At 72.3% G+C, this 25,946-nt stretch carries 18 protein-coding genes; 2 read left to right on the top strand and 16 right to left on the bottom strand.

Annotated elements, in window-relative coordinates; genetic code table 11:
• Positions 1-26: 26 nt before the first annotated feature.
• Positions 27-1,328 carry a ferredoxin reductase domain-containing protein gene (locus tag T328_RS00675; RefSeq protein ID WP_496493794.1) on the bottom strand — a complete coding sequence of 434 codons (1,302 nt, stop codon included), beginning with the start codon at positions 1,326-1,328 and terminating at the stop codon, positions 27-29.
• The gene (locus tag T328_RS00670; protein ID WP_496494285.1) at positions 1,325-2,977 is read right to left on the bottom strand and encodes an amino acid adenylation domain-containing protein; all 1,653 of its coding nucleotides are present in this window, start codon (positions 2,975-2,977) and stop codon (positions 1,325-1,327) included. The genes T328_RS00675 and T328_RS00670 overlap by 4 nt, the downstream gene beginning before the upstream one ends.
• 481 nt (positions 2,978-3,458) lie before the next feature.
• Here T328_RS00670 and T328_RS00665 point away from each other — a divergent pair, with 481 nt between their 5' ends.
• Positions 3,459-5,771 (top strand): glycosyl hydrolase family 95 catalytic domain-containing protein, encoded by a 2,313-nt coding sequence (locus T328_RS00665; protein WP_496493793.1) that lies wholly within the window; start codon positions 3,459-3,461, stop codon positions 5,769-5,771.
• 64 nt (positions 5,772-5,835) lie between these two features.
• Here T328_RS00665 and T328_RS00660 read toward each other — a convergent pair whose 3' ends face one another.
• The 14 genes from T328_RS00660 to T328_RS00595 all read right to left on the bottom strand — a co-directional run bounded on the left by T328_RS00660 (position 5,836) and on the right by T328_RS00595 (position 22,342).
• Positions 5,836-6,879 (bottom strand): LacI family DNA-binding transcriptional regulator, encoded by a 1,044-nt coding sequence (locus tag T328_RS00660; protein WP_496493792.1) that lies wholly within the window; start codon positions 6,877-6,879, stop codon positions 5,836-5,838.
• A complete protein-coding gene (locus T328_RS00655) occupies positions 6,876-7,952 on the bottom strand; it encodes a Gfo/Idh/MocA family oxidoreductase (protein WP_496493791.1) in 1,077 nt (358 codons plus the stop codon). Before T328_RS00655 ends, T328_RS00660 begins: the two co-directional genes overlap by 4 nt.
• 14 nt (positions 7,953-7,966) lie before the next feature.
• A complete protein-coding gene (locus tag T328_RS00650) occupies positions 7,967-8,818 on the bottom strand; it encodes an amidohydrolase family protein (RefSeq protein ID WP_496493790.1) in 852 nt (283 codons plus the stop codon).
• Positions 8,815-9,150, bottom strand: a complete 336-nt coding sequence (locus T328_RS00645) for an L-rhamnose mutarotase (protein WP_496493789.1) — start codon at positions 9,148-9,150, stop codon at positions 8,815-8,817. Before T328_RS00645 ends, T328_RS00650 begins: the two co-directional genes overlap by 4 nt.
• Complete coding sequence (locus T328_RS00640) at positions 9,147-9,629, bottom strand: VOC family protein (protein ID WP_496493788.1); 483 nt, start codon at positions 9,627-9,629, stop codon at positions 9,147-9,149. The genes T328_RS00645 and T328_RS00640 overlap by 4 nt, the downstream gene beginning before the upstream one ends.
• A gap of 4 nt (positions 9,630-9,633) precedes the next feature.
• On the bottom strand, positions 9,634-10,920 hold the full coding sequence (locus T328_RS00635; RefSeq protein WP_496493787.1) for an ABC transporter permease: 1,287 nt from the start codon (positions 10,918-10,920) through the stop codon (positions 9,634-9,636).
• Positions 10,910-12,538 carry a sugar ABC transporter ATP-binding protein gene (locus T328_RS00630; protein ID WP_496493786.1) on the bottom strand — a complete coding sequence of 543 codons (1,629 nt, stop codon included), beginning with the start codon at positions 12,536-12,538 and terminating at the stop codon, positions 10,910-10,912. The genes T328_RS00635 and T328_RS00630 overlap by 11 nt, the downstream gene beginning before the upstream one ends.
• A gap of 11 nt (positions 12,539-12,549) precedes the next feature.
• The gene (locus T328_RS00625) at positions 12,550-13,542 is read right to left on the bottom strand and encodes a sugar ABC transporter substrate-binding protein (protein WP_496493785.1); all 993 of its coding nucleotides are present in this window, start codon (positions 13,540-13,542) and stop codon (positions 12,550-12,552) included.
• A 59-nt stretch (positions 13,543-13,601) separates the two neighbouring features.
• Positions 13,602-14,633: an alpha-ketoacid dehydrogenase subunit beta gene (locus T328_RS00620; protein WP_496493784.1), complete on the bottom strand. Its 1,032-nt coding sequence runs from the start codon at positions 14,631-14,633 to the stop codon at positions 13,602-13,604.
• Positions 14,626-15,585: a thiamine pyrophosphate-dependent dehydrogenase E1 component subunit alpha gene (locus tag T328_RS00615; RefSeq protein ID WP_496493783.1), complete on the bottom strand. Its 960-nt coding sequence runs from the start codon at positions 15,583-15,585 to the stop codon at positions 14,626-14,628. Before T328_RS00615 ends, T328_RS00620 begins: the two co-directional genes overlap by 8 nt.
• Positions 15,585-17,006, bottom strand: a complete 1,422-nt coding sequence (locus tag T328_RS00610) for a class-II fumarase/aspartase family protein (RefSeq protein WP_496493782.1) — start codon at positions 17,004-17,006, stop codon at positions 15,585-15,587. The genes T328_RS00615 and T328_RS00610 overlap by 1 nt, the downstream gene beginning before the upstream one ends.
• On the bottom strand, positions 17,006-17,791 hold the full coding sequence (locus T328_RS00605; protein WP_496493781.1) for an SDR family NAD(P)-dependent oxidoreductase: 786 nt from the start codon (positions 17,789-17,791) through the stop codon (positions 17,006-17,008). The genes T328_RS00610 and T328_RS00605 overlap by 1 nt, the downstream gene beginning before the upstream one ends.
• A gap of 113 nt (positions 17,792-17,904) precedes the next feature.
• The gene (locus tag T328_RS00600) at positions 17,905-19,326 is read right to left on the bottom strand and encodes a discoidin domain-containing protein (RefSeq protein WP_496493780.1); all 1,422 of its coding nucleotides are present in this window, start codon (positions 19,324-19,326) and stop codon (positions 17,905-17,907) included.
• 157 nt (positions 19,327-19,483) lie between these two features.
• On the bottom strand, positions 19,484-22,342 hold the full coding sequence (locus tag T328_RS00595; RefSeq protein ID WP_496493779.1) for a glycosyl hydrolase: 2,859 nt from the start codon (positions 22,340-22,342) through the stop codon (positions 19,484-19,486).
• A 225-nt stretch (positions 22,343-22,567) separates the two neighbouring features.
• Here T328_RS00595 and T328_RS00590 point away from each other — a divergent pair, with 225 nt between their 5' ends.
• Entirely contained in the window at positions 22,568-25,771 is a 3,204-nt protein-coding gene (locus tag T328_RS00590; RefSeq protein ID WP_496493778.1) for a family 78 glycoside hydrolase catalytic domain, read from the top strand.
• Positions 25,772-25,946: the final 175 nt, after the last annotated feature.

Below are 25,946 nucleotides of genomic sequence, written 5' to 3'. Positions count from 1 at the left end.
TGCTGCCTCCTGGTGTCCGTGGGGGCTCATGAGTCCCAGATCGCGCCGTATGCGGGGATGCCGCGGCTTTCGAGGGCGTGGACGACTCGCCACGTGAGCTTCTTGTTGGAGATGCAGATCACCGCCTCGGCGCCGGACCTCTCGTAGGCCCAGTACGCCAGGCGCACCATGTCGGGCTTGCCCCGCTCGTCGGTGTCCCAGATGAGGGCGTCGGGCTGGACGGCGAGGATGTCGTCGACGAGCGCGTCCCCGTAGGTGCGGCGGGGGCTGCGGGTGGACCACACCAGTGTGGCCGGCACCTGCTGCGCCAGCAGGTGCGGCAGGCACGGACCGATGCCGCTGCCGGTGGCGACGTAGACCACTTTGGTGAAGAGCCGTTCGATGTTGGCGACGCCCGCCGTGGTGATGCCCTTGACCCACAGCTTCTCCGGGGCGTCGTCGACCAGCCTGCCCGTCCAGTCCCCGGCTCGGGAGACCGTCAGGCGGAATCCCTCCTCGCCGGGGGCGGGGACGTTGGCGAAGGAGTGCCACTCCAGCAGCGGGCTGCGACTGATCGCTGTGGAGGACCCGGCGAACGGCGTCTCGCCGTGGTTGAAGCGGAGCAGCGCCACGTGCGACGACGGGCGGGTGATCCCGACCGGCACCTTGCGCAGCCGCAGCCACGGCAGCGCGACGCTCGCGGTGACGCACGCCAGCACCCACAGCGCCACCGTGGAGCCGGTCAGCGCCGCCTGCGCCCACAGCAGGGCCAGAGTCGCCCAGCCGGCGAACCGGTGGGTGCGCTCGAACAGGTCGTGGCGCGGGGTACGGATCCGCGGCAGCGCGGTCACCAGCATGGCGGCGAGCAGCAGCAACGGGGCGTAGCTCACCGTCAGCACCGCGGCGTCGGCGCCCTCGGCGGTCAGGGCCACCACCGAGGCGCAGAACCAGAGCGAGCCGGCCAGAGCACCGCCGACGTGCAGGCCGCCGAAGTGGTAGACCTTGCCGAGCGTCCAGCGGATCTTCAGCGGCCAGCGGGTGGGGGCGGAGGTGGCGACGCGGAAGAAGAGGTTGATGACGTACTGGTTGCGCACGATCACGGCCAGCGCGACGTTCGCGAGCGCCATGTACGACAGTGTGCGCGCGTCCCACCATCCCCCGGTGGCGCCGGCCGTGGCCGCCACGAGGTTCGCGGCGAGCACGCCGGCGGCGAGCCGGTTGTAGTGCATCAGGCGGGGGTGCTTGAACGCGCGGCGCAGCGCTCCGGTGCGCGGCGGCAGCCGCACCTCCTCGGGCGCGGACGGCACCCGGATGCGGGTAGTGGCGTCCTGTGCGACCGGAGCCGTCATGACACGGCTCCTTGCGCGACGGCCGGGGTGGCAGGGGCGGTCGGGGCGGTCGGGGCAGCAGGGACGGTCGGGGCGAGAGTGGTCACCGGGGCCGCGGTGGCCAGCCGCCGCAGGAGCGCCTTGTCCGTCTTGCCGCGCGCGGTGACGGGTAGCGCGTCGAGCGCGTGCACCTCCGCGGGTGTGCAGTAGTACGGCAGCGCCGCGGCAACGGCACGCCGCGCCGCGTCCGTGTCCACGTCCGCCGGGGTCACGAAGGACACCAGGCTGCGCCCGTCTCGCTGCAGCGTCACCGCCTGCCGGCAGCCGGGGACGGACTCCAGCACGGCGGAGACGGAGTCGAGTTCGACGCGGAAGCCGCGCACCTTGACCTGATCGTCGGTGCGCCCGAGGTGCTCCAGCTCGCCTTCCGGGGTCCACCGGCCCAGGTCGCGGGTGCGGAACATCGTCCGTCCGCCGCCGAGGAAGGGGTCGGGCGCATACCGCTCCGCGTTCAGGGACGGGTTGTCCAGGTAACCGGCCGAGACGCAGTCTCCGCCGGCCCACATCTCGCCCACCTCGCCGATGGGCAGCGGGCGCAGCCGGTCGTCGAGGACGTAGACGGTGTTGTTGGGCGTCGGGCGGCCGATGGTCAGCCGCTTGCTCGGGGTATGCCGGTGCATCGTGTTGACGATGGTGGTCTCGGTGGGGCCGCAGCAGTTGTAGAAGGCAGCCGCGGCGGCCCAGGCGTCGGCGAGCGGTCGGGGGCAGGGCTCGCCCGCGACGGCGACGGTGCGCACGCGGGCGCAGCGGGCCGGGTCGATCCCGCTCAGCACGGTCGGGGTCGCGATCAGCACGTCGGCGCGCTCGGCGGTGGCGGCGATGTCGCGGCCCCGGATGAGCAGGGTGGCACCGTGCGCGAGGCAGCCGAGGATCTCCCAGGACGCCATGTCGAACGCGATGTTGAGGAGCTGAGCCACGCCCAGGCCGGGGCGGATGCCCAGGCCGCCGGGCTCGGTGAGGAGAAGGTTGCAGACGTTGCGGTGGGTGACGACGACGCCGTTGGGGGCGCCCGTGGTGCCGGAGGTGAACAGCACGTAGCAGGGGTCGTCAGGGACGGCGGGCCGCCGGCGGGCCGGCGCGTGCCGGGCCGCGTCCGCCAGGCCCGGCGGAAGGGTCCCGGCCATCACCTCGTCGACGTTGACGAGGGTGGTTCCCTCGGGCACCGGGACGAGGCCGGCGAAGTCCGAGACGGTCAGGACGACTTTCGTCCGGGCGGCACGCATCACGTGGCGCAGCTGCGCCGCCGGGGCCGCGCCGACGTCCTGCGGCACGTAGGCGGCGCCCGCCTTCAGCGCCCCCAGCAGGCCGACCGTCATGGGCAGCGAACGGCGCAGGAACAGCCCCACGGCGTCGCCGGGACCGACACCGCAGCCGGCCAGCACGGCCGCGAGGCGCTCGGCGTGCCGGTCGAGTTCGCCGTAGGTGAGGGTCTCGCCCAGGTGCTCGGCGGCGACGGCATCGGGGCGGGCAGCGGCGTGCTCCTCGATGGGGCGGTGGATCAATCGGTGCGGCGGTGTGCTCGCGGGGCCCCAGCCGAACTGCCGGAACAGCCGGCGGTCGGTGTCGGGCAGGCGGTCCGTTGCGGTCTCGAAAGGGTGGGGGTCGGGCACATGCGTGAAGCGCACAGAAGCCTCCTGGCAGTCCATGCTCCGCGCCCGTCGGTGGCGAGCGGGCGGAGCCGGATGGGCGGTGTTCGGGAGCCGTGCGGAAGTGGCCGTGTGCGCACACGTCACCGGTGTGTTCGAGAAGTCGAACGTTGAACGACCGGTCGGGGAACGACTGTTGCATCGCATGTGACGAGGGTCAACAAGAGGTGGCTTATTGATTTTTGATCTCAGTTGTGCTATTTAAATCGAATAGTTCGACTAAGTCTAATATGCACCACTGTCTAGCTGACCCACGCGGGTGGGTACGTCGCCGGCCCCGCCCTCGTTCAAGTGCGCAGGAGCGCACGGAATCTTGTCCTCTGGCATGTCTGGTGCAATCATCGGTCAATCGATTGAGTCAATCGTTTGACCAGAGGAGGAAGACGACCATGAGAGGGCGGAGAACGTGAGGCGCGGCGGCGGGGCCGCGCGCAGGGTCGCGCTCGTGACGGCGCTCATCGTGACCGTGCTCGCGGGAGCGGGCGCGCCTGCGCACACGCAGGGGCAGGCCGAGCCCACGACGGCCTGGCGGAACGGGGCACTGCGGGTGGACACCGCGGGGGTCGTGTCCCGGTCGGACTTCGTGCTCCAGGAGCCCGCGCGCCAGCCCTACCAGAGCATGCCGGTCGGCAACGGGACGCTGGGCGCGGCGATCTGGTCGGAGTCGGGGCAGGGGCTCCACGCGCAGCTCAACCGCGCGGACACCTTCCCGGACCTGAAGTCGGCGGGCCGGCTCACGGTCCCCGGGGTGCGCCCGCTGCTGCAGGCATCCGACTACGCCGGCCGGCTGCGGCTGCACGAGGGCGAGCTGGAGCAGAGCGGCGGCGGCATGTCGGCCCGGGCGTATGTCAGGCCCGGCGCGGACCAGTTCGTGCTGGAGGTCACGGGTGCGGACCCGGACCGGGTGCAGACCGCGGACCTGCACCTCTGGGAGGGCCGTACGCCGACGACGTACGCCGCGGACGGAGTGGCCGCGCTGGCCGAGACTTTCACGGACGACGCCAACGGCGGCACGACGGGCGCCATCGCGGCGCTGACCGCGTACGGCCGCGACACGAGCGCGGAGGTCGTCGACGGCAGCACCGTCCGGGTGAGCTTCAAGCCCCGCTCCGACGGCAGCTACCGCCTCGTCACCGGCGTCACCGCGTACACCGGCGGCGACCTCGGGGCGGCGGCGGGCAAGGCGCTCGCCAGGTCGTCCGGGTCGGGCATCGGCGACGAGCACCGGCAGTGGTGGCACCGCTTCTGGGCGGACGCGGCGCCGATGCGGATCGACTCGCCGGACGGCACCGGCGAGTACATGGAGCACCTGCGCGCGCAGCAGCTCTACATGACGGCCGCCACGATGCGCGGCTCGGTGCCCAGCAGCCACGGCGGCGTGATCAACATGTTCTCGCCGTGGCGGGACGAGGTCCACTGGTCGGCCGACTACTGGTGGCACTTCAACCTGCGCCAGCCCGTCTACACCAACCTCGGTGCCGACACCGAGGAGTTCAACAGACCGTACTTCCGCCTGTACCTCGACCGGCTCCAGGAGATGCGGGACTGGACCCGCGCCCACTGGCCCGGTACCGAGGGCATCTGCCTGCCCGAGTACTTCCGGTACGACGGCACCGCGGACGCCTGCGACAGCAGCATGGAGCCCAGCTGGCTCAACCGCATCGTCACCAGCGGCCCCGAGGTCATGTACAACCTCTGGCTCCAGTACCGCTACACCGGCGACCGCGCCATCCTCGACGAGTCGTACCCGCTCATGAGGGACGTGGCGCGCTTCTACCTGTCGATCCTCGAGGAGGGCGACGACGGGTTGCTGCACCTGCATCACCTGAACTCGATGGAGACGCAGTGGGACGCCACCGACCCCACCCCCGACCTCGCCGCCATGCGGGTGGTCTTCCCGATCATCGCCGGGCAGGCGGACAAGCGCGGCGACGAGGGTCTCGCGGAGCAGCTGCGCGCGGCCCTGCCGAAGATCCCGCCGTTCCGCACGGTCACCCGCAACGGCGAGGAGGTGATCGCGTGGTCGGCCACCGACGAGGAGGCGCACAACACGCAGAACCCGGACACCGAGCCGCTCTTCCCGTGGGGCCTGTACGGCGCGGACTCGGAGCTGATGCAGTCGACCTTCCGCAACCGGGTGTTCGTGAACACCCGTGAGTGGGCCGAGGACGCGCTGCTCGCGGGCAGGCTCGGCCTGCCGGACGAGATGAAGGACCTGCTCGTCCAGGGGACGAAGGACTTCCAGATCTTCCCCAACGGATTCGGCTCCCACAGCGTGGGCGACGACCCGGCCGAGCAGACGAACTACTACAACGGCTGGAACGCGGTGGTCGGATCCGCGGTGCAGGAGTCGCTGGTCCAGTCGTACGAGGGCATCGTGCGGATCGCGCCCGCCGTGCCGCGCGACTGGGACGTCTCGGGCTCGGTGCAGATCGAGGGCGGGCACCGGGTCAGCACGCAGGTGCGCGACGGGGAGCCCAACGTGGTCGGCATCCAGGCCGCGGAGGACGCCACCCTGAAGGTCGCGAACCCCTGGCCGGGCCAGGAGGTGCGGGTGGTGGACGGCGCCACCGGCGAGGGCCGCGCCATAGCGGGCCCGACCACGGACGACGAGCTGTCGTTCCGCGTCCGGGACGGCCGCTCCTACCTCGTCGAGCGGGTCGACAGGCCCGCCTCGTCGTTCCCGTTCGAGGGCGTCGGCGGGAGCCCGGCGACGGAGGTCAAGCGCCTCGGCGACCGCACGCTCGGCCTCGGCTGACGGCGTGCAGAACGGCAGGGGCCCCGGCGCTGCGCCGGGGCCCCTGCCGTTCGGGTACGAACCCTCAGCGCGGCGGCGCCGTCGACTGCCGCACGACGAGTTCGATGGGCTCGCGGACGACCTCCTCGACGGGGTGGTCGGCCGGCAGCGTCAGCAGCAGCTTGGTGGCCCGGGCCCCGAGCGCCTGCAGCGGCATCCGCACGGTGGTCAGCGGCGGGATGAGGTACTCCCCCAGCGGCAGGTCGTGCACGGCGACGACCGACATCTCCGCCGGCACCGACACACCGTGGGCGCGCAGCGCGCTCAGCACCCCTACCGCCGAGGTGACGTTGGCGACGAACACCGCGGTCGGCGGCTCCGGGACGGCCAGCAGCCGCCGCATGGCCTCCGCGCCGCCGTCCGGCCCGTAGCTGCCCTGGGCGAGCAGCCGCGGGTCCTCCGCCAGGCCCGCCGAGCGCAGCGACATGACGTATCCCTCGCGGCGGCGGTGCGCGGTGTCGGCACCCGCCGGGCCGCCGACGTGGGCGATGCGGCGGTGGCCGAGGTCCAGCAGGTGCTCGACGGCCATCCGGGCGCCGAGCACGTCGTCGAGGATGACGTGCCGCCCGGATCCGGCGCCGCGGCGGTTGACGTACAGCAGTGGCAGCCCCCGGTCCTCCAGCACCTCCTGCTCGTCGTCGGTGATCGCGCCGCCGGCCAGCAGCACGCCGTCGACCCGGCCCTGTCCGAGCAGGTCGAGGTAGCCCTGCGCGCCGCCGCGGTCGGCCGTGTACGAGCCGACCATCAGCGCGCAGCCGCGCGCCGCCGCGGCGGTCTCGGCACCGGTGATGATCTCCGCGTAGACGGGGTTGGCGAAGTCCGGGATGATCAGGCCGACGGTGCCCGCGCGCGCGGTGCGCAGGCTGCGGGCCGCCGCGTTGGGCCGGTAGTCGAGTTCTTCGAGGGCCGCGGTCACCCGGGCGCGCGTCTCGGGACGGATGTTGAGCAGCGGGTCGTCGTTGACGACGCGGGAGACGACCGCCTTGTCGACGCGCGCCAGGCGGGCGACGTCGGCGAGCGTCACCCGCCTGGCGCGCCGCCTGCGGGCGCCCCCGGTGGACTGGGTCACAGTGGCCGTGCCTCACCGCTGTCGATGGATGCGTACAGTGCCTGGACGAGCCTCAGCGTACCGAGGTTGTCGCGGGCGGCGGTCGGGGACGGCTCGCCCTCGGCGATCCAGCGCAGCAGCGCGGCCATCGGGCCGGCGAACGCTCCGGGGATCCAGCGTTCGGTCACGGGGTAGCTCAGCCACCCGTCGGTGGGCGCCACGGCGCTGTTCACCTCCAGGGTGTCCGGGCGGCCGTGCGGGTAGTCGTAGAGCAGGCCGAGGGTGCCGCGGATGGCGCCCTTGTCGCCGTCGATCCGGAACTCCGCGCGGAAGTCGCCGGTGCGGTTCTGGTGGTTGACGTGCAGGACGGCCCGGGCGCCGTCGTCGAAGAGCAGGGTGCTGACCGTACGGGTCTCCCCCGCCTCCGGCTGGCCGGGGGTGCGGCCCGCGGCGGCGAAGACGCGCACCGGGTCGCCCAGGATGCTGCGTACCGCGTCCAGGTAGTGGATCGAGTGGTACATGATCTCCAGGCGGTCCGAGTTCGCCAGCCACGGCCAGGCGGTGAAGTCGGTGTTCACGTCGACCGTGAACGACATCGCGGTGGGGACGCCGACCCAGCCGGCCCGGACCATGGCGCGGGCGGCGGCGATGCCCTCGTCCCAGCGCAGCTGCTGGTTGACGGCGAGCAGGCGGCCCTCGGCCTCGGCGAGTTCGGTGAGTTCGCGGGCCCCGTCGAGGTCCGGGGCGAGCGGCTTCTGGCACAGCAGGTGCTTGCCGGCTGCCAGCGCCGCGCGGGCGACACCGGGCTGCGCGCCCGGGACGACGGCGACGTCGACGACCTCGACGTCGCCGTCCTTCAACAGGTCGTCGAGCGAGCCGTAGACACGGGGCAGGCCGTGCCGGGCGGCGACTTCTTCGGCGCGCGCCGGGTCGAGGTCGTGGATGCCGCGTACGGGCAGGTCGTGCGCGCGGTACGCGGGCAGGTGCGCCACGTCGACGATCGCGCCGGCGCCGACGACCGCGATCGGGCGGCGGTGGCCGGCCGGCACCGAGATCCGGGCCTCGGCCGCGATCGGGGCGAACAGGTCGAGCATGGGGCGGCTCCGGTTCAGGTGGGGTCGGGGATGCGGTAGACGTCGGCGGCGGTGCCGCCGAGCAGGCGGGCCCGGTCGCCGGGGTCCGGGGCGAGGTCGTCCAGGAGCTTCCGGGTCTCGTCCCACACCTTGCGGTAGCCGCCGGCGAGGACGGAGATGGGCCAGTCGCCGCCGAACATCAGCCGCTCGGCGCCGAAGAGTTCCAGGGCGTGTTCGACGTACGGACGCAGATCGGCGGCCGACCACGTGGTCCAGTCGGCGGCCGTGTTCAGGCCGGAGACCTTCGCGTACACGTGGGGGTGCGCGGCCGCACGGGCCAGCAGGTCCGCCCACGGCTGCCGGCCGCGCTCGGCGATCGGCGGCTTGGCCAGGTGGTCGATCACGAACCGCAGCCCGGGGTGCCGTTCCGCCAGCACCGGCACGTGTTCCAGGTGCCTCGGGAGCACCGCCACGACGTCGAAGGTCAGGCCCCGCTCGGCCAGTGCGTCCAGGCCGTCGCGCAGCTCGGGGCGCAGCAGCCAGTCGGGGTCGGGCTCGTCGTGTATCAGGTGCCGGACGCCGACGTAGCGGGGGTCGCGCCGGTAGCGGTCCAGGGCCTCGGCGGCCTCGTCCGGACGAAGCAGCGGCACCCAGCCGACGACGGCCCGCGCCCGGGGCCACCTGTCGGCGACCTCCAGCATGTAGTCGGTGTCCTCGTAGGAGTCGGCGGCCTGGACGAGCACCGTGCCGTCGACCCCGCAGGCGTCCAGGTCCGGCAGGAGGTCGCTCTCCTCGAACGTCCGGTGAATGGGGCCCTGGTCGGGGGTGAGCCAGGGGTACGCGACCCGGTCGAGGTTCCAGAAGTGCTGGTGCGCGTCGATGATCACGTGTCGCTCCCCTCGCGCTGCTCGCGCAGGTTCCACACCTGCCCCAGCGCGCCGGTCGGCCCGTCCGCGCCCGGCTCGAAGTGGTCGACGAAGTCCGCCATGTGCCGCTGCCACTCCTGGTCGGCCGGGTCCTCGGCCAGGATGGCGAGAGCCCGGGCGAAGTCGTCGGCGTCGACCAGGTGGAAGAGGTGCCGGCCGCTGCGCCAGATGGTCCAGTCGCGGACGCCGGCGCGTTCCAGGGCGGCGAGCAGGTCGTCGGGGACGGTGGCGTGTTCGCGTTCGTACGCGGTCTCCTGTCCCTCCCGCAGAACGCTGTGCAGTGCGAGCTTCATGGGGTCTCCTCACGGGGCGGCGGTTGCACGAGTTCCAGTGTGATCTCGTCCGGGTCCACGAAATAGCACGCGGCGCCGCCGGTGTTGACCCCTGCCGTGATGTGGTTGGGCGGCGAGACGAACCGTACGCCGAGGGCGGTGAGCCGGGTGTGCTCCGCCTCGATGTCGTCCACCGCGAACGCCAGGTGCGCGGCGCCGGGGTGGTGGCGCGCGGGGTCCTGGCGCTCACCGCGCGGGACCACGTACTCGACCAGCTCCAGGTCGTGTGTGCTGACGTGTTCGCCCGGGCCGACGCGGCCGGGAAGCGCGAGCTGGGCGACCCGCAGGTGCGCGTCCGGGTAGCCGACGAGCGACCGCGTGTACGCGTTGTCCTGCACCTGGACGTGGACCAGCTTCATGCCCAGGACGTCGCGGTAGAACGCGACCGACCGGTCGAGGTCGGCGACGTGGAAGCTGAAGTGCCAGACCGCGGTGAGCATCGCCTCAGCTCCTCTCGTCCGCGGGGACGGTCTCCCGCTGTGGTGCGGAGGACTTCGGCGCTCCCCCGCCGTCTGGCTCCGCCGGCCCTGCCGCGGCCGGCACCTCCTCCTCCCGGATCTTCCGGGTCTGCCGGCGCCGCAGCGAGATCGTGTACGCACCGGCAGCCACGATCAGGACGATGCCCTCGATCAGGCCCTGCCAGTTGGCGCCGAGGTTGAGGATGTTGAAGCCGTTCTCCAGCGTGATCAGGATCAGTGCGCCGACCAGCGACTTGGCGACGCTGCCCATCCCGCCGAACAGCGAGGTCCCGCCGAGGATGGCGGCGGCGAGGGCGGTCAGCTCGAACGCGGTGAGCCCGTTGGGGTTGATGGAGCCCAACCGGGCGGCGTACAGCACTCCCACGAAGGCCGCGGTCGTCCCGTTCAGCACGAACACCACGACCTTGTACCGGTCCACCGCGATGCCCGACAGCCGGGCGGCGTCGGCGTTGCCGCCGCTGGCGTACAGGCGCCGGCCGATCGTAGTGTAGCGCAGCACCAGGGCCGCCACGGCAACCAGCGCCAGCATGTAGAAGGTGCGCTGCGTGATCCGGATCGTGAAGACGAGCCCCGGCGAGGCCGCGATCAGCGCCGCCCCGGCCAGCAGCGGCACCAGCAGGCGTGGCGCACGCAGGTGGCGGGACCCGCCCGCCTGCCTGGCGCGCCAGGCGCGCCAGCCGCCGAGGGCCAGCAGGCCGATGCCCGCGAGGAGGTAGAGGTTGGGCGTGACCCACGACCCGCTGTCGAGGGAGCGGAGCCCGTCGGCCGCTGCTCCTTCCGCTGCCGTGACCGTGCGGCCGTCGGTGACGAGGAGCACGATCCCGCGTACGGCGGTCATGGTGCCGAGGGTGACGACGAAGGCGTTGATCCCGACGTACTGCACCACCACGCCGTTGAAGAGGCCGATGAGCGCGCCGCACGCGAGCGCGGTCAGCAGTGCGGGCCAGAACCCGATCTCGTCCGCCAGGCTCAGGCAGACCGCCGCGCCGAGCGCGGCGACGGCGCCGACCGACAGGTCGAAGTTTCCGCTGATCAGCACGAGCGTGGTGGTGACCGCCATGATGCCGAGCAGGGTCGTCTGATCGAGGATGTTGGAGACATTGGTCGGCCCGAGATAGGACACCCGGCCCTGCGCCTGGCTGGCGATGGTCAGCACCACGACGATCATGCCGAGGGCGTACACGACGCCGGCGTTCCCGAGCCGCAGCGCGGCCGGTGGCCGCCACCGGATGCGGCTGGCTTCAGCGCTCACGATGTACCTCTTTTATCTGTTCGTCCTGACCCGCCTGGTGCAGGGGCGGAGCCCCGCCGGGGGTGCGGGGGCGGAGCCCTTGTCCCGGCTGCCCCGGCTGCCCCGAGAGGCCGTGGGACAGCATCAGCAGTTCCTCCTCGTCGGTGCGTGCCGCGTCCCGTTCGGCGACGATCCGGCCGCCCCGTACGGTCAGCACGCGGTTGGCCACCGACAGCAGCTCCTCGAACTCGCCGCACACGATGACGACCGCGTTGCCCTGGTCGGCGAAGCGGCGGATGACGCGCAGCAGGTCGGCCTTGGCGCCGACGTCCACGCCCGCGGTGGGCTCGTCGAGCAGCCAGACGCACGTATCGGCGTACATCCATTTGGCGAACACCACCTTCTGGGCGTTGCCGCCGGACAGCTCCCCCGGCAGGGCGTCGACGCCCGGGGCCACGATGCCGAGGTCGCCGATGGCCCGCTCCGCGCGCGCCCGCTCGTCCGCGCTGCGCGGCACCAACTGGGCGCGGGAGAGACGGTCCAGGTCGGGCAGGGAGATGTTCTGCCACATCGGCATCCCGCCGTGCAGCCCCTGGCCCGCCCGGTCCTCGGGGACGTAGGCGATGCCCGCCGCCACGGCGGCCCGCGGAGAGCGGCCCACCCGGGAGCCGTTGACGCGTACGGTGCCCGTCGCCGCGGGATCGTCGCCGAAGACGGCACGCAGGATCTCCGACCGGCCCGCGCCGAGGAGCCCCGCGATGCCGACGATCTCGCCCTGGCGGACCTCGAACGACACGTCGCGCAGCCCGACCGCCGAGGACAGGCCGTCCACCGCCAGCACCGCGGGCGCGCCGGCGTCCGGTCCGGGACTGCCCGCGCGCTCGATGTCGAGCAACTCGCGGCCGGTGACGGCGCGGACGAGCATGGCGGGAGTCACCGCGTCGGTGGGCTCGTCGAGCACGGTCCTGCCGTCCCGGATGACGGTCGTGCTGTCGGTGAGTTCGAAGATCTCCGCGAAGAAGTGCGAGATGTACAGGAACGCGGTGCCCTGCGCCGACAGCCGCCGCACGGCGTCGAAGACCACCCGGCGCTCCTGTTCGGAGAGTGACGCGGTCGGCTCGTCCATGACCACGAGACGCGCGCCGGCCGCCAGCGCCTGGAGCACCGCCACCATGTGGCGCATGCCGATCGGCAGATCGCCCACCACGGCATCCGGGTCCACCGGATAGCCGATCCGCTCGACGAGCGCGTCGAACTCCGCGCGCAGCGCCGGGGGCCTGCGCCAGGCGCCGCCCCGGTCGAGGAACACGTTCTCGATCACGGTCAGCGTGGGCACGAGCGGGGCGTGCTGGTGGATGGTGGCGATGCCGGCCCGGCGTGCCGTACCGGGATCGCGCCACCGGCGGTCCCGTCCCGCCCAGCGGACCGTGCCGCCGCCGGGGGCGAGCGATCCTGAAATGATCTTTACGAGGGTGGACTTGCCGGCCCCGTTGGCGCCGACCAGGCCGTGTACGCTGCCCGGCCGCACGGCCAGGGAGACGCCGCGCAGTGCACGCGTCCCGTTGGGGAACGTCTTGGTGACGCCGTCGAGGAGCAGCAGCGGCTCGCGCTCGTCCACGGCCTGGCCGGCGGCTGCCATCGGTGCCTCCGTCACCACTGCGGGCGGCAGTCGTCGACGTTGCCCTTGGTGATCACGGGCGTGTCGTAGCTGACGAACTCGGCGTCGAGTTTCTCGTCGCCGCTGAGCTGCCCGTGGAGCACCTGCACGGCGCGCTTGCCGAGATCCTCCGGCTTGTAGCAGACCGTGCCGTACACCTCGCCGCTCTTGACGGCGTCGACGCCGAGCCTGGAGCCGCCGACGCCGATGATCTTCGCCTCGGAGCCCGACGCCTTGACGGCCTTCGCACAGCCGACGGCCATGTCGTCGCTCTCGGCGTAGAAGAGTTCGATGCCGGGGTTGGCGGCCAGCATGTTCTGGCAGGCCGACTGCGCCTTCTCCGGCAGCCAGTCGCCGGGCTGCCGGGCGACCACCTCGAAGTCGACGCCCTTCTCCTCGGCCGGGGCCAGGAAGTCGCGGAAGCGCTGCTGCGTCTCGGCGAATCCGGCGGCGCCCTCGACGACGCCGATCGGGCCGCCCTTCGGGACCGACTCGACGGCGAGTTCCCCGGCCCTGCGTCCGGCCGCGTACTCGTCCTGCGTAGCCAGCGCCGTCAGGCCCGGGTACACGTCGTCGAGTTCGCGCGTCTCGGGGTCGCCGACCTGCGACGAGACCGCCACCGTCGGGATACCGGCGTCCTTGAGCCGGTCGACCATGCCGGTGGCCACGCCCGAGTCGACGGGGAGCATCAGCACACCGTCCGGCTGCTGGCTGATCAGATCCTGGATGTCGCTGGACTGCTTCTCCGCCTTGCCCTGCGCATCCACCTCGATCACCTTGATGCCGAGCCGGTCGGCCTCGGCCTTGATCCCCTTGGTGATCGCGGCCGGGAAGGGGAAGCTCTGCCCCAGACTCGACACCCCGATGGTGATGTCGCCCGCTTTCTTCTCGCTCTGCCCTTCGCTGGTCGCCTCCCCGCAACCACCGGCGAGTGCCGCCAGGAGCGCCGCCGCCGCGGCGGTCGTCAGGATCTGCTTTCTGCCCATCGGGGCATCTCCGTTCTCACGATTGACTTCCGAAATCTCCTGATAGGCGGGAGGGGTGGTCAGCGCACCATCCCGGCGATCCGCGCGGCGATGTGCCCGGCGGACGGCAGCAGGGCCTCCGCCAGCACGGGCGCGGCCGGAATTCGTACGTCCGGAGCGCCGATCCGCCGCGGTGCGACGTCCAGCCGGACACCCGCCTCCGCCACCCGCGTGATGATCTCTCCGCCGAAGCCGCCGGTGACGTTGGCCTCGTGCACCACGGCGAGCTTCCCGGTGCGCGCGACGCTGGCCAGCACCGTGTCCATGTCCACCGGGTCGAGCCAGGTCAGCTCGACCACCTCGGCTTCGATCCCCTCCGCCGCGAGGGTCCCGGCCGCCGCCAGCACCTGGTCCGTCACCGCGCCCCAGCTCACCACCGTGACGTCGCGACCGGGGCGGCGTACGTGCGACCACCCCATCGTCCGCGGCGGCTCACCGAGCCGGACGTCGGCCTTGTCGCCGAAGTACAGCGTCCGGTTCTCCACCACGATCACCGGGTCGTCGGCGTAGACCGCGGTGACCAGGGCGTCGTGCGCGTCCTGCGGAGTCCGCGGCATGGCCAGCCGCAGGCCGGGGACGTGTAGGAACAGCGCCTCCAGCGACTGCGAGTGCTGCGCGCACGCGCCGGGCGCGTTGCCCTGCTGGGTGCGCACCACGATCGGCGCGGGAGCCGTGCCCCGCGAGACGTAGCGCGCGTTCGCCGCCTGGTTCACCAGCTGGTCCAGCGCGACGAGGGAGAAGTCCGCCCACATGATCTCGACGATGGGCCTGGCGCCCATCAGTGCCGCGCCCACCGCGCTGCCGAGGATCGCGGCCTCGCTGATCGGCGTGTCGAACACGCGATCACCGAACCGCCGACGCAGCCCGCGGGTGACGCCGAAGACCCCGCCGGGCTCGCCGACGTCCTCGCCGTACAGCAGGGTCTCCGGCACCTCCGCGAGCAGCCTGACGAGCGCGGCGTTCACGGCCTCGCCGTACTTGAGCCGGCGGGTCTCGGGCGCGGGGGACTCGGCGGGCCGGCTCTCGGCGACCTCGGCCGTCGGCTCAGGCATGGACGTGCTCCTTCGCGGTCTCGGGGTCGGCCGGCGGTGCGGCCAGCGCGGCGCCCGCCGCGCGGTCGATCTCGTCCTGGGCGCGCGTCCGGGCGTCCTCGATGTCGGCCTGCGGGACTCCGGCCGCCGCGAGCGACCGGCCGAGGCGCGCGATCGGCTCCTCCTCCCGCGCCCGGTCCAGCTCCCCCGGCCTGCGGTACTGCTCGGCGTCCCCGATGTAGTGGCCGACGAGCCGCTGCGTCATCAGCTCCAGCAGCGTCGGCCCCTCGCCCGACCGCGCCCGGGCGACGGCCGCCCGTACGGCGGTGCGCACCGCGGCGGGGTCGTTGCCGTCCACGCGCTCGCCGGCCATGCCGTACCCGGCCGCGCGCCGCCACAGCTCGGGCTCGCCGACCATCTCGTCGATGGGCGTCAGCTCCGACCAGAGGTTGTTCTCGCAGACGAAGACGACGGGCAGCCGGAACGCGGCGGCCATGTTGAGCGCCTCGTGGGCGGCCCCCTGGTTCAGCGCGCCGTCGCCGCACACCGTCAGCGCGACCCGTCCGCTGCCGTCGAAACGGCCGGCGAGCGCGGCACCGACGGCGATCGGCAGGCCGGCCCCGACGATGGAGTTCTCGCCGTAGAAGCCGTGTTCCGGCGCGGTGAAGTACGCGGACCCGCCCCGGCCTCCGTTGACGCCGGTGGCGCGTCCGGCGAACTCCGCGAGCATGCCCTCGGCGGGCACGCCGCGGGCGAGCGCCCACCCGTGTCCCCGGTACGTGGTGAACAGGGCGTCGTCCGACGCGAGTTCCGTGCAGGCCCCCACCGGGCCCGCCTCCTGGCCGATGCTCAGGTGCACCGAGCCCACGATCGCGCCCTCCTCGCCGAGCCGCAGGTCCCGCACCTTCTCCTCCAGCACGCGGATGCGCCACATGGCGTGCAGGTCCGCGAGCATCTGCCCGACGTCCGCCATCACTTGCCTCCTCGATCGCCTTGGTCTGCCTGGTCTGCTTGGCCGGCTTGGTCTGCTTGGCCGGCTTGGCCGCCTTCGCCGCGGACCGACTCCCATGCGCGCAGCGCGCGCGACGCCACCGTCGTCGCCTCGCCGAGGTAGCCCGCCGGATCAAGCAGCAGCCGCCCCAGGTCCTCGCGCACCTCGTCCGGCAGGTCCCGTACGCAGGCGCTGACCAGGTCCCCGCCCTCCGACCGCGTCCGGGCGACCGCGGCGTACACCAGGTCGTGGGCGCGCTCGCGGCCGAGCGCGGGGGCCAGCCGCATCATCAGGGCCTCGCTCATCAGCAGGCCGCCGTCCAGCTCGACGTTGGCGCGCATGCGCTCGCGGAAGACCCGGAGCGAGCCCGCCGTGTCGCCGGCCAGCCGCACGGCGGCGGCGGTGTACTCCGCGACCTGCGGCACCGCAAGCCACTCGACCTGCCACTCCCCGGCGCTGCGCTCGTGCCCCGCCTCCATGCCCCGGAGGAGCAGCGTGGACGTCGCCGAGGCGGCGACGCCGTAGCCGATGACGGCCTCCGAGTAGATCGGGTTGGCCTTCTGCGGCATCGTGGACGACGCGCCGCGGTGGTGCCCGTCCTCCTCCCCGACCTCCCCGATCTCGGTGCGGGACAGGTCGACGACCTCCCGCGCGAACCGCACGCAGGTGGCGGCGAGCAGCGCGCAGGTCTGGCCGAACCTGGCCACCCGGTCCCGGGCCACGTGCCACGGCACGCCGGTGTCGGCGAGGCCGAGCCGCCGGGCGAGCGTCGCCCGTACGCGCGCCGCGTCCTCCCCCATCGCCGCGTTGGTGCCGCCCGCACCGAAAAGGGACACCACGCCCACGTCGGTACGGGTCCGGCGCAGCTCGGCGAGTTCGCGGCCGACCTCGTCGAGGAACACCGCGGTCTTGGCGCCCAGTGTCGTCGGCACGGCCTGCTGGGCATGGGTGCGGGCGGCCATCACCAACCCGGCGTGGTTTCTGGTCAGCGCGGCGAGCGCGTCACCGAAGGACACCGCAAGCTCGATCAGCCGGTCGCAGCAGCCGACGAGCTGGATGGCCAGCGTGGTGTCCATGATGTCCTGGGTCGTGGCGCCGTAGTGCACCCGCCCGTCCGGCCCCGCCGGCAGGTGGGCGGCGATCTGCCGGACCAGCGGCAGGATCGGATACCCGACGGTGCGGGCCCCCTCCCACAGCCGGTCCACGTCGATCAGCTCCGGCCTGCACGCGCCCGCGATGGTGTCCGCGTCCTCCCGGCTCAGCAGCCCCACCTCCGCCTGGGCCTGGGCGAGCGCCGACTCGACGCGCAGCCAGGTGGCGACGGTGTGCTCCGGCGACCAGATGCCCACCGTCGGCTCGTCGTGGTACAGCGCCGACAGCAGCCGGAACGCCTGGGCCCCCATCAGTCCATCTCCAGTCCGCCGTCGACGTTGAGCGCCTGCCCGGTCACGTACGAGGCGAGGTCGCTGAGCAGGAAGGCCACCACGTCCGCGAGTTCGCGGGGGTGTCCGTCCCGCTTCAGTGCGAGGGCGTCGGTGACCTCCGCCAGGTACCTCCGGCCCGCGCCGGTGCCGAACCGGCGTTCCCGGTCGGCGATGATCCCCTCCCACATCGGGGTCAGGAAGACGCCGGGGCACACCGCGTTCACGCGGATCGCCGGGCCGTACGCCAGCGCCGCAGACTTGGTGAGCGACAGCAGCGCGGCCTTGGAGGCCGCGTAGTGCGCCGCGTCGGGCCGCCCCGAACGGGCGGCCACCGACGCCAGCGTGACGATCGACCCGCCGTCGGTCATCTCCGCCGCCGCCCGCTGGACGACGTCGAACACGGAGGTGAGGTTGAGGTCGATCACTCGCCGCCACTCTTCTGGAGCGAGTTCGGCCAGTGGCTTGGTCTGCATCACGCCCGCGCAGTTGACGAGCCCGTCGAGACCGCCGAGCGCGTCGGCGGCCCGCCCGGGCAGCGCGCGGGCCTCGTCCGGGTCGGCGAGATCGGCGGCCAGCCGCACCGCCGCGGCTCCGGAGCCGCCGGGCGGCCCGTCGCCGGCCTGCGCGCCCTCGTCCTCGCTCAGGTCGGCCGACGCCACGCTCGCACCGCACTCGGCGAGACGCTCGGCCACGGCGCGTCCCAGCCCTCCGGCGCCGCCGGTCACCAGGATCCGGCGCCCGGAGAGAGACAGATGAACGGTCACGCAACCTCCGCTCAATCGATTGACTAGCCGGAAGCTAACCGACTCGGTCCCTTGAGCACAATCCCCGTGCAGGACTGAAGAACGTCGTCCGGCCGGGACGCCGGCGTCGGCGCTCAGCGGATCTCGATCTCGGTGAGCCCGGAGTAGGCGCCGCCGGCGGCGGGTCCGACTCCCCCGTGACGATGGTGCACGTAGAGCCGGATCCTCCGGGTCGTCACGGGCTTGAACGTCACGGTGTTCTCCCCCGCGCCGGGCTCGCGGGGCACGCGCTCCTGGCCGTCCGCGGCGACCCACCCCCGTCGGGTGCGGACCTCGACGTGGTAATGGCGCGGGGGCTTGATGTGCGCCCCGTCGTCGAGGACGTGCAGCCGCAGGCCGGAGACTCTGCGGGGTCCGGGGAGATCGACTTCGATCCAGTCGTGGAAGTTCGGGGTCTCGTACGCGGTCCACCTGCCCTGCGGGGAGTCGCCCGGGTCGGTGATGCCGTCCCGGACCGAGGACACGCTGTTCTTCCAGTGGGTGTAGGAGGCCGTCACGTGCTCGGCGCCGGGCCGCCGCCGGCCGCCGAGGTCGCGCGACGTGGCGACGGCGATGGAGCGCTTGTCCCCGACCGCCGTGTAGAAGTGGTAGACCGTTCCGTCGTGCTTCACGATCCACGGCTTGTGGGCGTACGTGCGGTCGAACTCCTCCGTCGGCGCGACGAGCATCGGGCCGGTCCACTTCGTCCAGTTCACGAGGTCGTAGGAACAGGCGAAGGTGTCGAAGGCCCCGTTCCGCCAGAAGGCGCCGAAGTAGAACATGACCCAGAGGTCGCCCATGCGGACGATCTGCGGATCACCTGACAGCCCGCCGTCCGCGTCGAGAGGCGGGTTCGAGATGACGGGATCGCGTCGGTACCGGGTCCATTCCGTCATATCGGTCGAGACGGCCATCCCGATGTGCTCGCTCCACTCATGGATGGTGCCGCCCCTGGCGTTGTAGTACATGACGAAGGGCGCGCCGAGCGTTCTGCCGGGGTCGTGGATGACCGTGGAGCGGAAGTGCCGGTGGTTCTCCCACCACCGCGCATCCGCGTCCTGGGGACCCAGGGCCGGTGTGCCGGGCCGCGTCCACGTCGACGGCGCCAGCGGCGTCGCGCTGCTCGCCGTGCCGATGGCGAGTGGGCCGGGTTCGAAGCCTTCCTCGTCCCCACCGAAGTACGACATCCAGTATCTGCCGCCGTACGTGAGCGGGCGGCTTGCGCCCCACGCGGTGTTCGGGAGCGCTATCGAGCCGGCCGCTTGCGCGGCGTCCCACGCCCCCTGCCTGAAGGGGAGCAGCGTGCCGAGCGGCTCCCAGTGCAGCAGGTCTTCGCTCCGGGCGATCTCGGTCGTGTATCCGTTGACGGGAGCGTCGTCGCCGTGCAGTACGAAGTAGGTCATGTACCAGTCGCGGCCGAGGCGGAAGACGCACGGGCCGTCCACGAAGCCGAGGTCGTTCTCGAGGACGACTCCGTACTTGTAGGGCGTCAACGCCGTCTCGTAGACCTCTCGCATTCTCCGCTCCGGGACCTCACCCGCAGGGTCTCGACCGGCGGCACGTGCGCCGACCGGATCGACGAGCGCGGGAGTCAGTGACGCGGCAGCCGTGGCTCCGCGCAGGAGAGTGCGTCGCGACGGTACGTGTTTCACGTGTGCCTCCTCGGCGGCGGAATCAGGAGTACGGAACCAGTCGGGCGGGTCCGATCAGTCCGTAGCTGTCGACCGGCTTTCCCGCGACGGCGTTGCCGAGCATGGTGGCGACCTTGACCACGATCTCGTTCCGGCCCGGTCTCAGCAGCCGGCCGACGTCGATGCGGGAGGCGTCGAGCTGGTCGACCGGGCCGATGTCCCGTCCGTTCACCTCGACGCGGAACGTGGTTCTGACCTCGCCCAGGTCCAGGTACGCCCCTCGCCCCGGCCACGTCTCGTCCAGGTCGAACGTCGTGCGGTAGGTGCCTGCTCCGGACACGGCCTCCAGCCCGGGGAGCCGGTCCCAGGAGGGCAGCCGGCCGTCGGTGTCGGAGGCGGTCACGTGCCGTTCGGGGAGGCGGGTCACGTCGGTGTCCTGCGGGCCGGTTCCCTCGTGCCACGACGCGACCGTCAGGTCCCAGTCGGTCAGGTCCCGGGCGGCACCCGGGTCTTCGACGCGCGGAGCCCCGGTGGGCGCAGCGGCGGCCCCGTCCAGGGGGACGTCGCTCACCGCGACGAGGGCGACGTCTCCGGGTGCGACGTCCAGGTCGACTCGCGTGCGGCCGCCCTTCGCGGACGCCGGCAGCCTCGTGACCTCTCCCGTCCACGGGTCGAGTCGGTACGGGATGCCGTCCGCCGCGACGGAGACGGTCGCCCGCTCGCGTCGTTCCGAGGCGTTATACCAGTAGTACGTGTCCAGCGTGCCGGCGCCGCGCTGGACTCCGACCAGCGATGAGGGATTCGCGAACTCCGCACGCGGGCGGATTCCGAGGTCGGCCAGCGCCTGCGGCACGTCGTCCTCGCCCTTCACCCACCGGACGCCGGCGAACCGGCGCAGGTCGTCGAAGGCGGCGCGTACCGCCTCGTCGTCGGCCGCGCGGCTGCCCGTGGCGCGGCTCGGTGCGTCGCCGACGACGACGATGGGGAGACCTCGGCCCGCCATGCCCACGATCCGCCGGGCGACGTCCAGGTCCATCGCCTCCTCCTCGTCGACGACGAAGGCGCGGAAGCGGGGGCCGTCCGGGGCGAGGATTCCGTCGGCGACCGGCGTGTCGTCGCCGGTCAGGAGGGACGCGTTGACGAAGCCGTACGTGAAGCCGCGGTTCTCGAGTCCGGGGCTGGTGAAGTACCGCTCGCCGACGGTTCCCTCCGAGCTGTGTCCCGGCTTCTGGTGGTAGACGGCGACGTCGGTACGGGGCTGACCGGCGCGGAGCGCCACCTGGAGGCGTGCGACGTAGTCGTTGATGCGGCGGTCGTCGGCCCAGGTGGGATTGCGTGGCCCGTAGGAGTCGTCCACGCCCGTGTTGCCGAAGGCCGCCCAGCCCGGCCAGCTCCCCGCCGTGCCCGGCGCATCGTGGGACCAGCCGTGCCACACCACGTGGTTGGCCCCGGCCGAGAAGTTCTGGTTCAGGTGTGAGAGCAGCTCCTGGCGGGTCACCCGATGGGCCCGGCCGAACGACGCGCAGCACTCCGTAGACACCACGGGGCGTCCGGTCACGTGCGCGGCGGTGGCCAGACCGCGGAAGGCGTCGGCGCCCTGCGTCTCGATGAAGTCCTGACCTGCTCCGGCGTTGAAGGAGCGGTCCTCTCCCTCCGGGACGTCGAGCAGCGACGACGACTCGATCGGATCCGCGAAGCTCGGCCCCCACGAGCTGTACGGCTGTCCGCGGAGTGTCAGCCCCAGGTGGTGTGCCCACGTGCGCAGCGGACGCAGGTGCTCGTCGCGGAACAGCTCCTGCAACGTACGCCGGTAGTCCTCGCGCACCCGCTCACCCGCGTCGCCCGGCACCTCGTACGCCGGGTCGCGCACGGCGAGCGTCGGAATGTACGGCTCCAGGTCGTATCCGCGCCGTTTCCTGAACTCCCGCAGGAAGTCACGGGTCCAGTGGCGGAGCTGGCCGCCGTTGCGGTTCAGCTCAAGCGAGTCGAAGAACAGCGAGCCTCCGCTGGCGGCGAGCCGGGTCCGCATCTCCGGGTCGAGCACCCGCTGCGTCCAGAACTCCTTCACCGCGTCGAATCCGTCGCGGCTGAAGTGGTCCACCACGAAGGAGTCGCCCTCTGACTCCGCACCCTCCACGACCTGGCCGGTCCCATGGAGCCACGAGGCGACCAGCACCCATCGCGTGGCGCCGCGCGGGGCAGTCCAGTTCAGCCGCTCATCGGCGGTCACGCGGGGGGCGAGGTCGACGGACCTCGCCGGATCGATGACCGGGGTCCCGGAGTCGCACTGTTGGCGACACGGGTAGGCCCGAAGCGCGACCAGATCACGCTTGTGGACCCGGTCCGGAAGTTCCGGCTCGGGCACCTCCGCGGCGTACGCCTCCCCGCCGTCCAGCCAGGCGGTGGCGAGTGTCAGCTCCTTGGCCGAGCGGCGTCCGTCCGGCGACACGGTCGGGAGGTTGGCCGACCACTTGGACGTGTACAGCGTGTCGACCTGCAGCCCGGCGCTTCGTCCGATCCGGTAGGCGTCGGCAAGCCGCTCGCGCCACGCCGGCGTCCCGAAGCCGTGCACGGCGGGGTCATAGTCCTCGATGGGAGCGATCTCGTTGTCGCGGACGAAGTTGACGAGTTCGACGCCGCCGGCGCCCCCCTGGCGCATCGCCTCGAACTCAGCCTTCAGCGTGGCCGGGTCCATCCGCCCACCCGGATGCCAGTAGCGGTAGACGGGCCGGTACGCGGCCGGCGGATCCGCGAAACTGCGGACGAAGCCGCTCGCCGACCGGGCGGCGCCCTCCCCCGAGGCCGCTCCGCTCACCGCGGGCAGGCAGCCGACGACGAGGGCCGCAACCAGCAGAACCAGGCTTGTCCGGCGACCGCTCCGACGGGCCTTGACCTCGGCCATGGAGGCACACTCCTCGACTCTGCCGATTGAAACGTATCAATGAGCGGAGGATCACAGTAAGAGAGCTGTAATGCTCCCGTCAATCCTTTGACCAACTCCGTCGCGGATCTTGACCTTCGCCGGAAACCATGTTGTAACGTACACGGACCCCTCGTTTCCGCACCTGGGAGCTTGCGATCAGTTGTTGAAACGATTCAATCGCAACGGACGTGAGGAGCGCGCTTCATGGCTGAGATGCGGAACGAACCGACCGGAGTCCCCCGCCGCCGTTTCGTCAAGTCGACTGCCCTTGGAGTCACCGGACTGGCCGTCGCGAGTTCGAGCGCAGGGCTCGGCAGTGCCGCCGCGGCCGAGTCGGCCGGTGCGACCGCCGTCGACGGCCTGTCGCTGGCAGGCAGACTCGACCGTCCGCTGGGCGTGGACGACCCCAGACCGCTCCTGTCGTGGCGTCTGGCGCGCGGGATGCAGCGCGCGTACCGGATCCGGGTCGCCAGCTCGCCAAGCCTGTTGCCCGAGCCGGATCTCTGGGATTCCGGCTGGGTCAGGTCCGGCGACTCCACCGGGGTCGCCTACGAGGGCAAGGCGCTGCGCTCGCGCCAACGGGCCGTATGGCAGGTGCGGGTCCGGGACACCGGCGGCAGGGTCTCGGACTGGAGTGCTCCGTCGTCCTGGGAGGCCGGTCTGCTCGATCCGGCGGACTGGTCGCCGGCCCGGTGGATCCAGCACGCCGCACGCGACGACACCGACCCCCTGCCCGTCCTCGCCCGGACCTTCACGACCGCCGAGGGCCGGACCGTTGACCACGCCCGGCTCTACGTCGTGGGCCTCGGCGTCTACGTCGCCACGGTGAACGGCCGTCCGGTCACCGACGCGGTGCTCGTGCCGGGCAACTCCAACCCCCAGCAGTCCGTCGAGGTCGGGACCTACGACGTCACCGCCCTCCTGGAGAGCGGGCGGAACACGGTCGCCGTCCGACTCGGCAACGGCATCTCCCACGTCCGTCCCGTCACCAACGACGCGGTGGGACGAACGAGCGTGTACCGGAAGTTCACCAGCACCGTCCCGACGCCGACGACCCTGGCGGCGCCGGCCGCCCCCGGCGACACGAGCGTGCAGGTGGCCGACGTGAGCGGCCTCGCCGTCGGCGCGACGCTCAACGTCGACACCGGCGACGGCGGCGGCCGGCTCGAGAGCCGGATCATCACCGCCGTCGGCACCGCCGGTGCCGGCGGCACGGGCATCGGCCTCGCCGAACCGCTCACCGGGCGGCACGCCGAGGGAGCCGCCGTCACCCGGTCCGGCACGGCCAACGCGACCATCACGGCGATCAGCCCGCGCCTGATCGCACGGCTGGAGATCGGCTACGCGGACGGCGGCACCGACACGATCGTGACCGACGACAGCTGGCGGACGGCCCTCGGCCCGACCGTCACCGACAACTGGTACGCCGGCAGCGACTACGACGCCCGGCGCGAACAGCCGGGCTGGGACCTGCCGGGAGCGGACCTGACCGACGGCGCGACGCGCCGCGACGGCACGCCCACCGGCTGGGTCCCGGCGGGCATCGCCCCGCCGCCGAGCCTCGCGACGCGACTCGCGTGGCGCCGCGCGCAGCCGGTCACCGTGACCGACGTCGTCTCTCCGGTCGCCGTCACGGAACCCGTGCCCGGCACCTGGGTCTTCGACTTCGGGCAGAACGCCGCCGCCCTGCCCGAGTTGCACGTCGACGGGACACTGCCGGCCGGCACCGTAATCAGGATGCAGCCGTCCGAGTCGCTACGCGCCGACGGCACCGTCGACGCGGGAAGCCTCGGGTCGGACGACGACATCTTCGACACGTACACGACCTCCGGCGACCCCGACGGCGAGGCGTGGGCTCCCCGGTTCGTCTACCACGGCTTCCAGTACATCCAGGTCACCGGCCTGCCCGCCGCGTACGAGGTGGGCACCGGCACCGTGCGGGCGCTGCACATCCGCGCCTCGGCGCCGGTCTCCGGCGACGTGTCCACCTCCAGTGAACGGGTCGACCGGCTCCACCGGATGAGCAGGTACTCCATCGCCGGCAACATGCTGTCGGTCTTCACGGACTGCCCCAACCGGGAGAAGCTCGGGTGGCTGGCCGACATGCTCCACTCGATCCACGCCATCGACCGCAACTACGCGATGGCGGCCTACCTGCCGCACATCCAGCAGGTGATGAAGGAGGCCCAGCTCGTCTCCGGGCCGAACGCCGGGCTCGTCCCCGCGCACGCTCCGGAGTTCCCGGTCTTCGACGGCGAGTGGGCGATGTACCGCGACGACGTCAACTGGGGCAGCGCGGTGATCCTCACCCCGTGGTGGCTGTGGCGCCACCACGGAGACACCGCGACCATGGCCGCGCACTTCCGGTCCATGGTCGACTACCACGACTACGTGCGCGTCGCGCACGCCGGCTCAGGAGCCGACGAGCACCTGGTCAACGGACCGCTGGGGGACTGGGTCGCGCACGACGAGAGCACACCGGGGCTCCTGGTCGGGACGTACGGGTACTACCTCATGACCGAGCGACTGGCGCAGATGGCCGCCGCCCTGCACAGAAACTCCGCCGCCAGACGGTACCGGGCGCTGGCCGGAGCCATCAGGACCGCCTTCAACGACCGCTTCTTCAACCACAGGCTCGGCACCTACACCAACGAGGGCAACGCCGGCACCCAGGGCACCCAGGCGGCGAACGCGCTCGCCCTCGACGCCGGCCTGGTCCCGCCGGGGAGGGAACGGCACGTCCTCGACGACCTGGTCCGGCGGATCCGCGACTACCACCCCGACGGCGGCGGACCGCACGTCAGCGGCGGGACGATCTCGCTCGGCCCCACCTTCCGCGCGCTCAGCGACGGCGGTCGCGACGACGTCATCTGGGACGTGCTGCACGAGGACACCAGGCCGGGCTACGGCGCCTTCCTACTGCCCTCGGTCCACAACCCCCAGGGCATGACCACGGTGCCGGAGCACTGGTACGCGCCGGAGCGGAACTCGTCGCTGACCCACATGATCCTGCTCCAGATCGACGAGTGGTTCAGCGCCGGCCTGGCGGGTATCCGGCAGGCGCCCGGTTCCCTCGCGTACGAGCACGTGGTCGTGAAGCCGAAGCTGGTGGGGACGGCGGAGCACCCGCTGACGGAGGTCGAGGGCCATTACCACGGTCCGCGGGGGCGGATCGGCAGCGCCTGGAGGATCCCCGCGCACGGCAGCCGGGACCTCGAACTCGACGTCACCATACCCGCGAACTCGGTCGGCGAGATCCACGTCCCGACCGTCCGTCCGACCGCAGTCCGGCTTGAGGGACGGCCGGTGGATGCGTCGCGGGCGGCCGAGTTCACGACCTTCGCCGACGGCCGTGCCGTCTACTCCGTAGGCCCAGGCAGCTACCGGTTCAGCTCGCGGCTCCACTGACCCCCAAGCCTGCCTCCGACAGGCCGGCGTTCACGCCGCTCACCGGCCGGCCCGGGGCCCCGGGGCGGCCGGCAACGTCTGCCGTGGACATGCGGACGTGGGCGGCGCGGCAGACTGCCGACATGACGGCGGCCCCCGATCGCGGGGCCGCTCGCTTCGGTGGCTGGTTGCTGCG

The organism is Streptomyces sp. CNX435 (genome assembly GCF_059570575.1).
This window is presented reverse-complemented; position numbering and strand designations above follow the sequence as displayed.

What these genes read in the sequence shown, in the direction of transcription:
- T328_RS00640 (WP_496493788.1), bottom strand. Translation starts at nt 9,629, where the DNA reads ATGCTCACCGCGGTCTGGCACTTCAGCTTCCACGTCGCCGACCTCGAC.
- T328_RS00675 (WP_496493794.1), bottom strand. Translation starts at nt 1,328, where the DNA reads ATGACGGCTCCGGTCGCACAGGACGCCACTACCCGCATCCGGGTGCCG.
- T328_RS00625 (WP_496493785.1), bottom strand. Translation starts at nt 13,542, where the DNA reads ATGGGCAGAAAGCAGATCCTGACGACCGCCGCGGCGGCGGCGCTCCTG.
- T328_RS00590 (WP_496493778.1), top strand. Translation starts at nt 22,568, where the DNA reads ATGGCTGAGATGCGGAACGAACCGACCGGAGTCCCCCGCCGCCGTTTC.
- T328_RS00630 (WP_496493786.1), bottom strand. Translation starts at nt 12,538, where the DNA reads ATGGCAGCCGCCGGCCAGGCCGTGGACGAGCGCGAGCCGCTGCTGCTC.
- T328_RS00645 (WP_496493789.1), bottom strand. Translation starts at nt 9,150, where the DNA reads ATGAAGCTCGCACTGCACAGCGTTCTGCGGGAGGGACAGGAGACCGCG.
- T328_RS00600 (WP_496493780.1), bottom strand. Translation starts at nt 19,326, where the DNA reads ATGCGAGAGGTCTACGAGACGGCGTTGACGCCCTACAAGTACGGAGTC.
- T328_RS00615 (WP_496493783.1), bottom strand. Translation starts at nt 15,585, where the DNA reads ATGGCGGACGTCGGGCAGATGCTCGCGGACCTGCACGCCATGTGGCGC.
- T328_RS00595 (WP_496493779.1), bottom strand. Translation starts at nt 22,342, where the DNA reads ATGGCCGAGGTCAAGGCCCGTCGGAGCGGTCGCCGGACAAGCCTGGTT.
- T328_RS00610 (WP_496493782.1), bottom strand. Translation starts at nt 17,006, where the DNA reads ATGGGGGCCCAGGCGTTCCGGCTGCTGTCGGCGCTGTACCACGACGAG.
- T328_RS00655 (WP_496493791.1), bottom strand. Translation starts at nt 7,952, where the DNA reads ATGCTCGACCTGTTCGCCCCGATCGCGGCCGAGGCCCGGATCTCGGTG.
- T328_RS00620 (WP_496493784.1), bottom strand. Translation starts at nt 14,633, where the DNA reads ATGCCTGAGCCGACGGCCGAGGTCGCCGAGAGCCGGCCCGCCGAGTCC.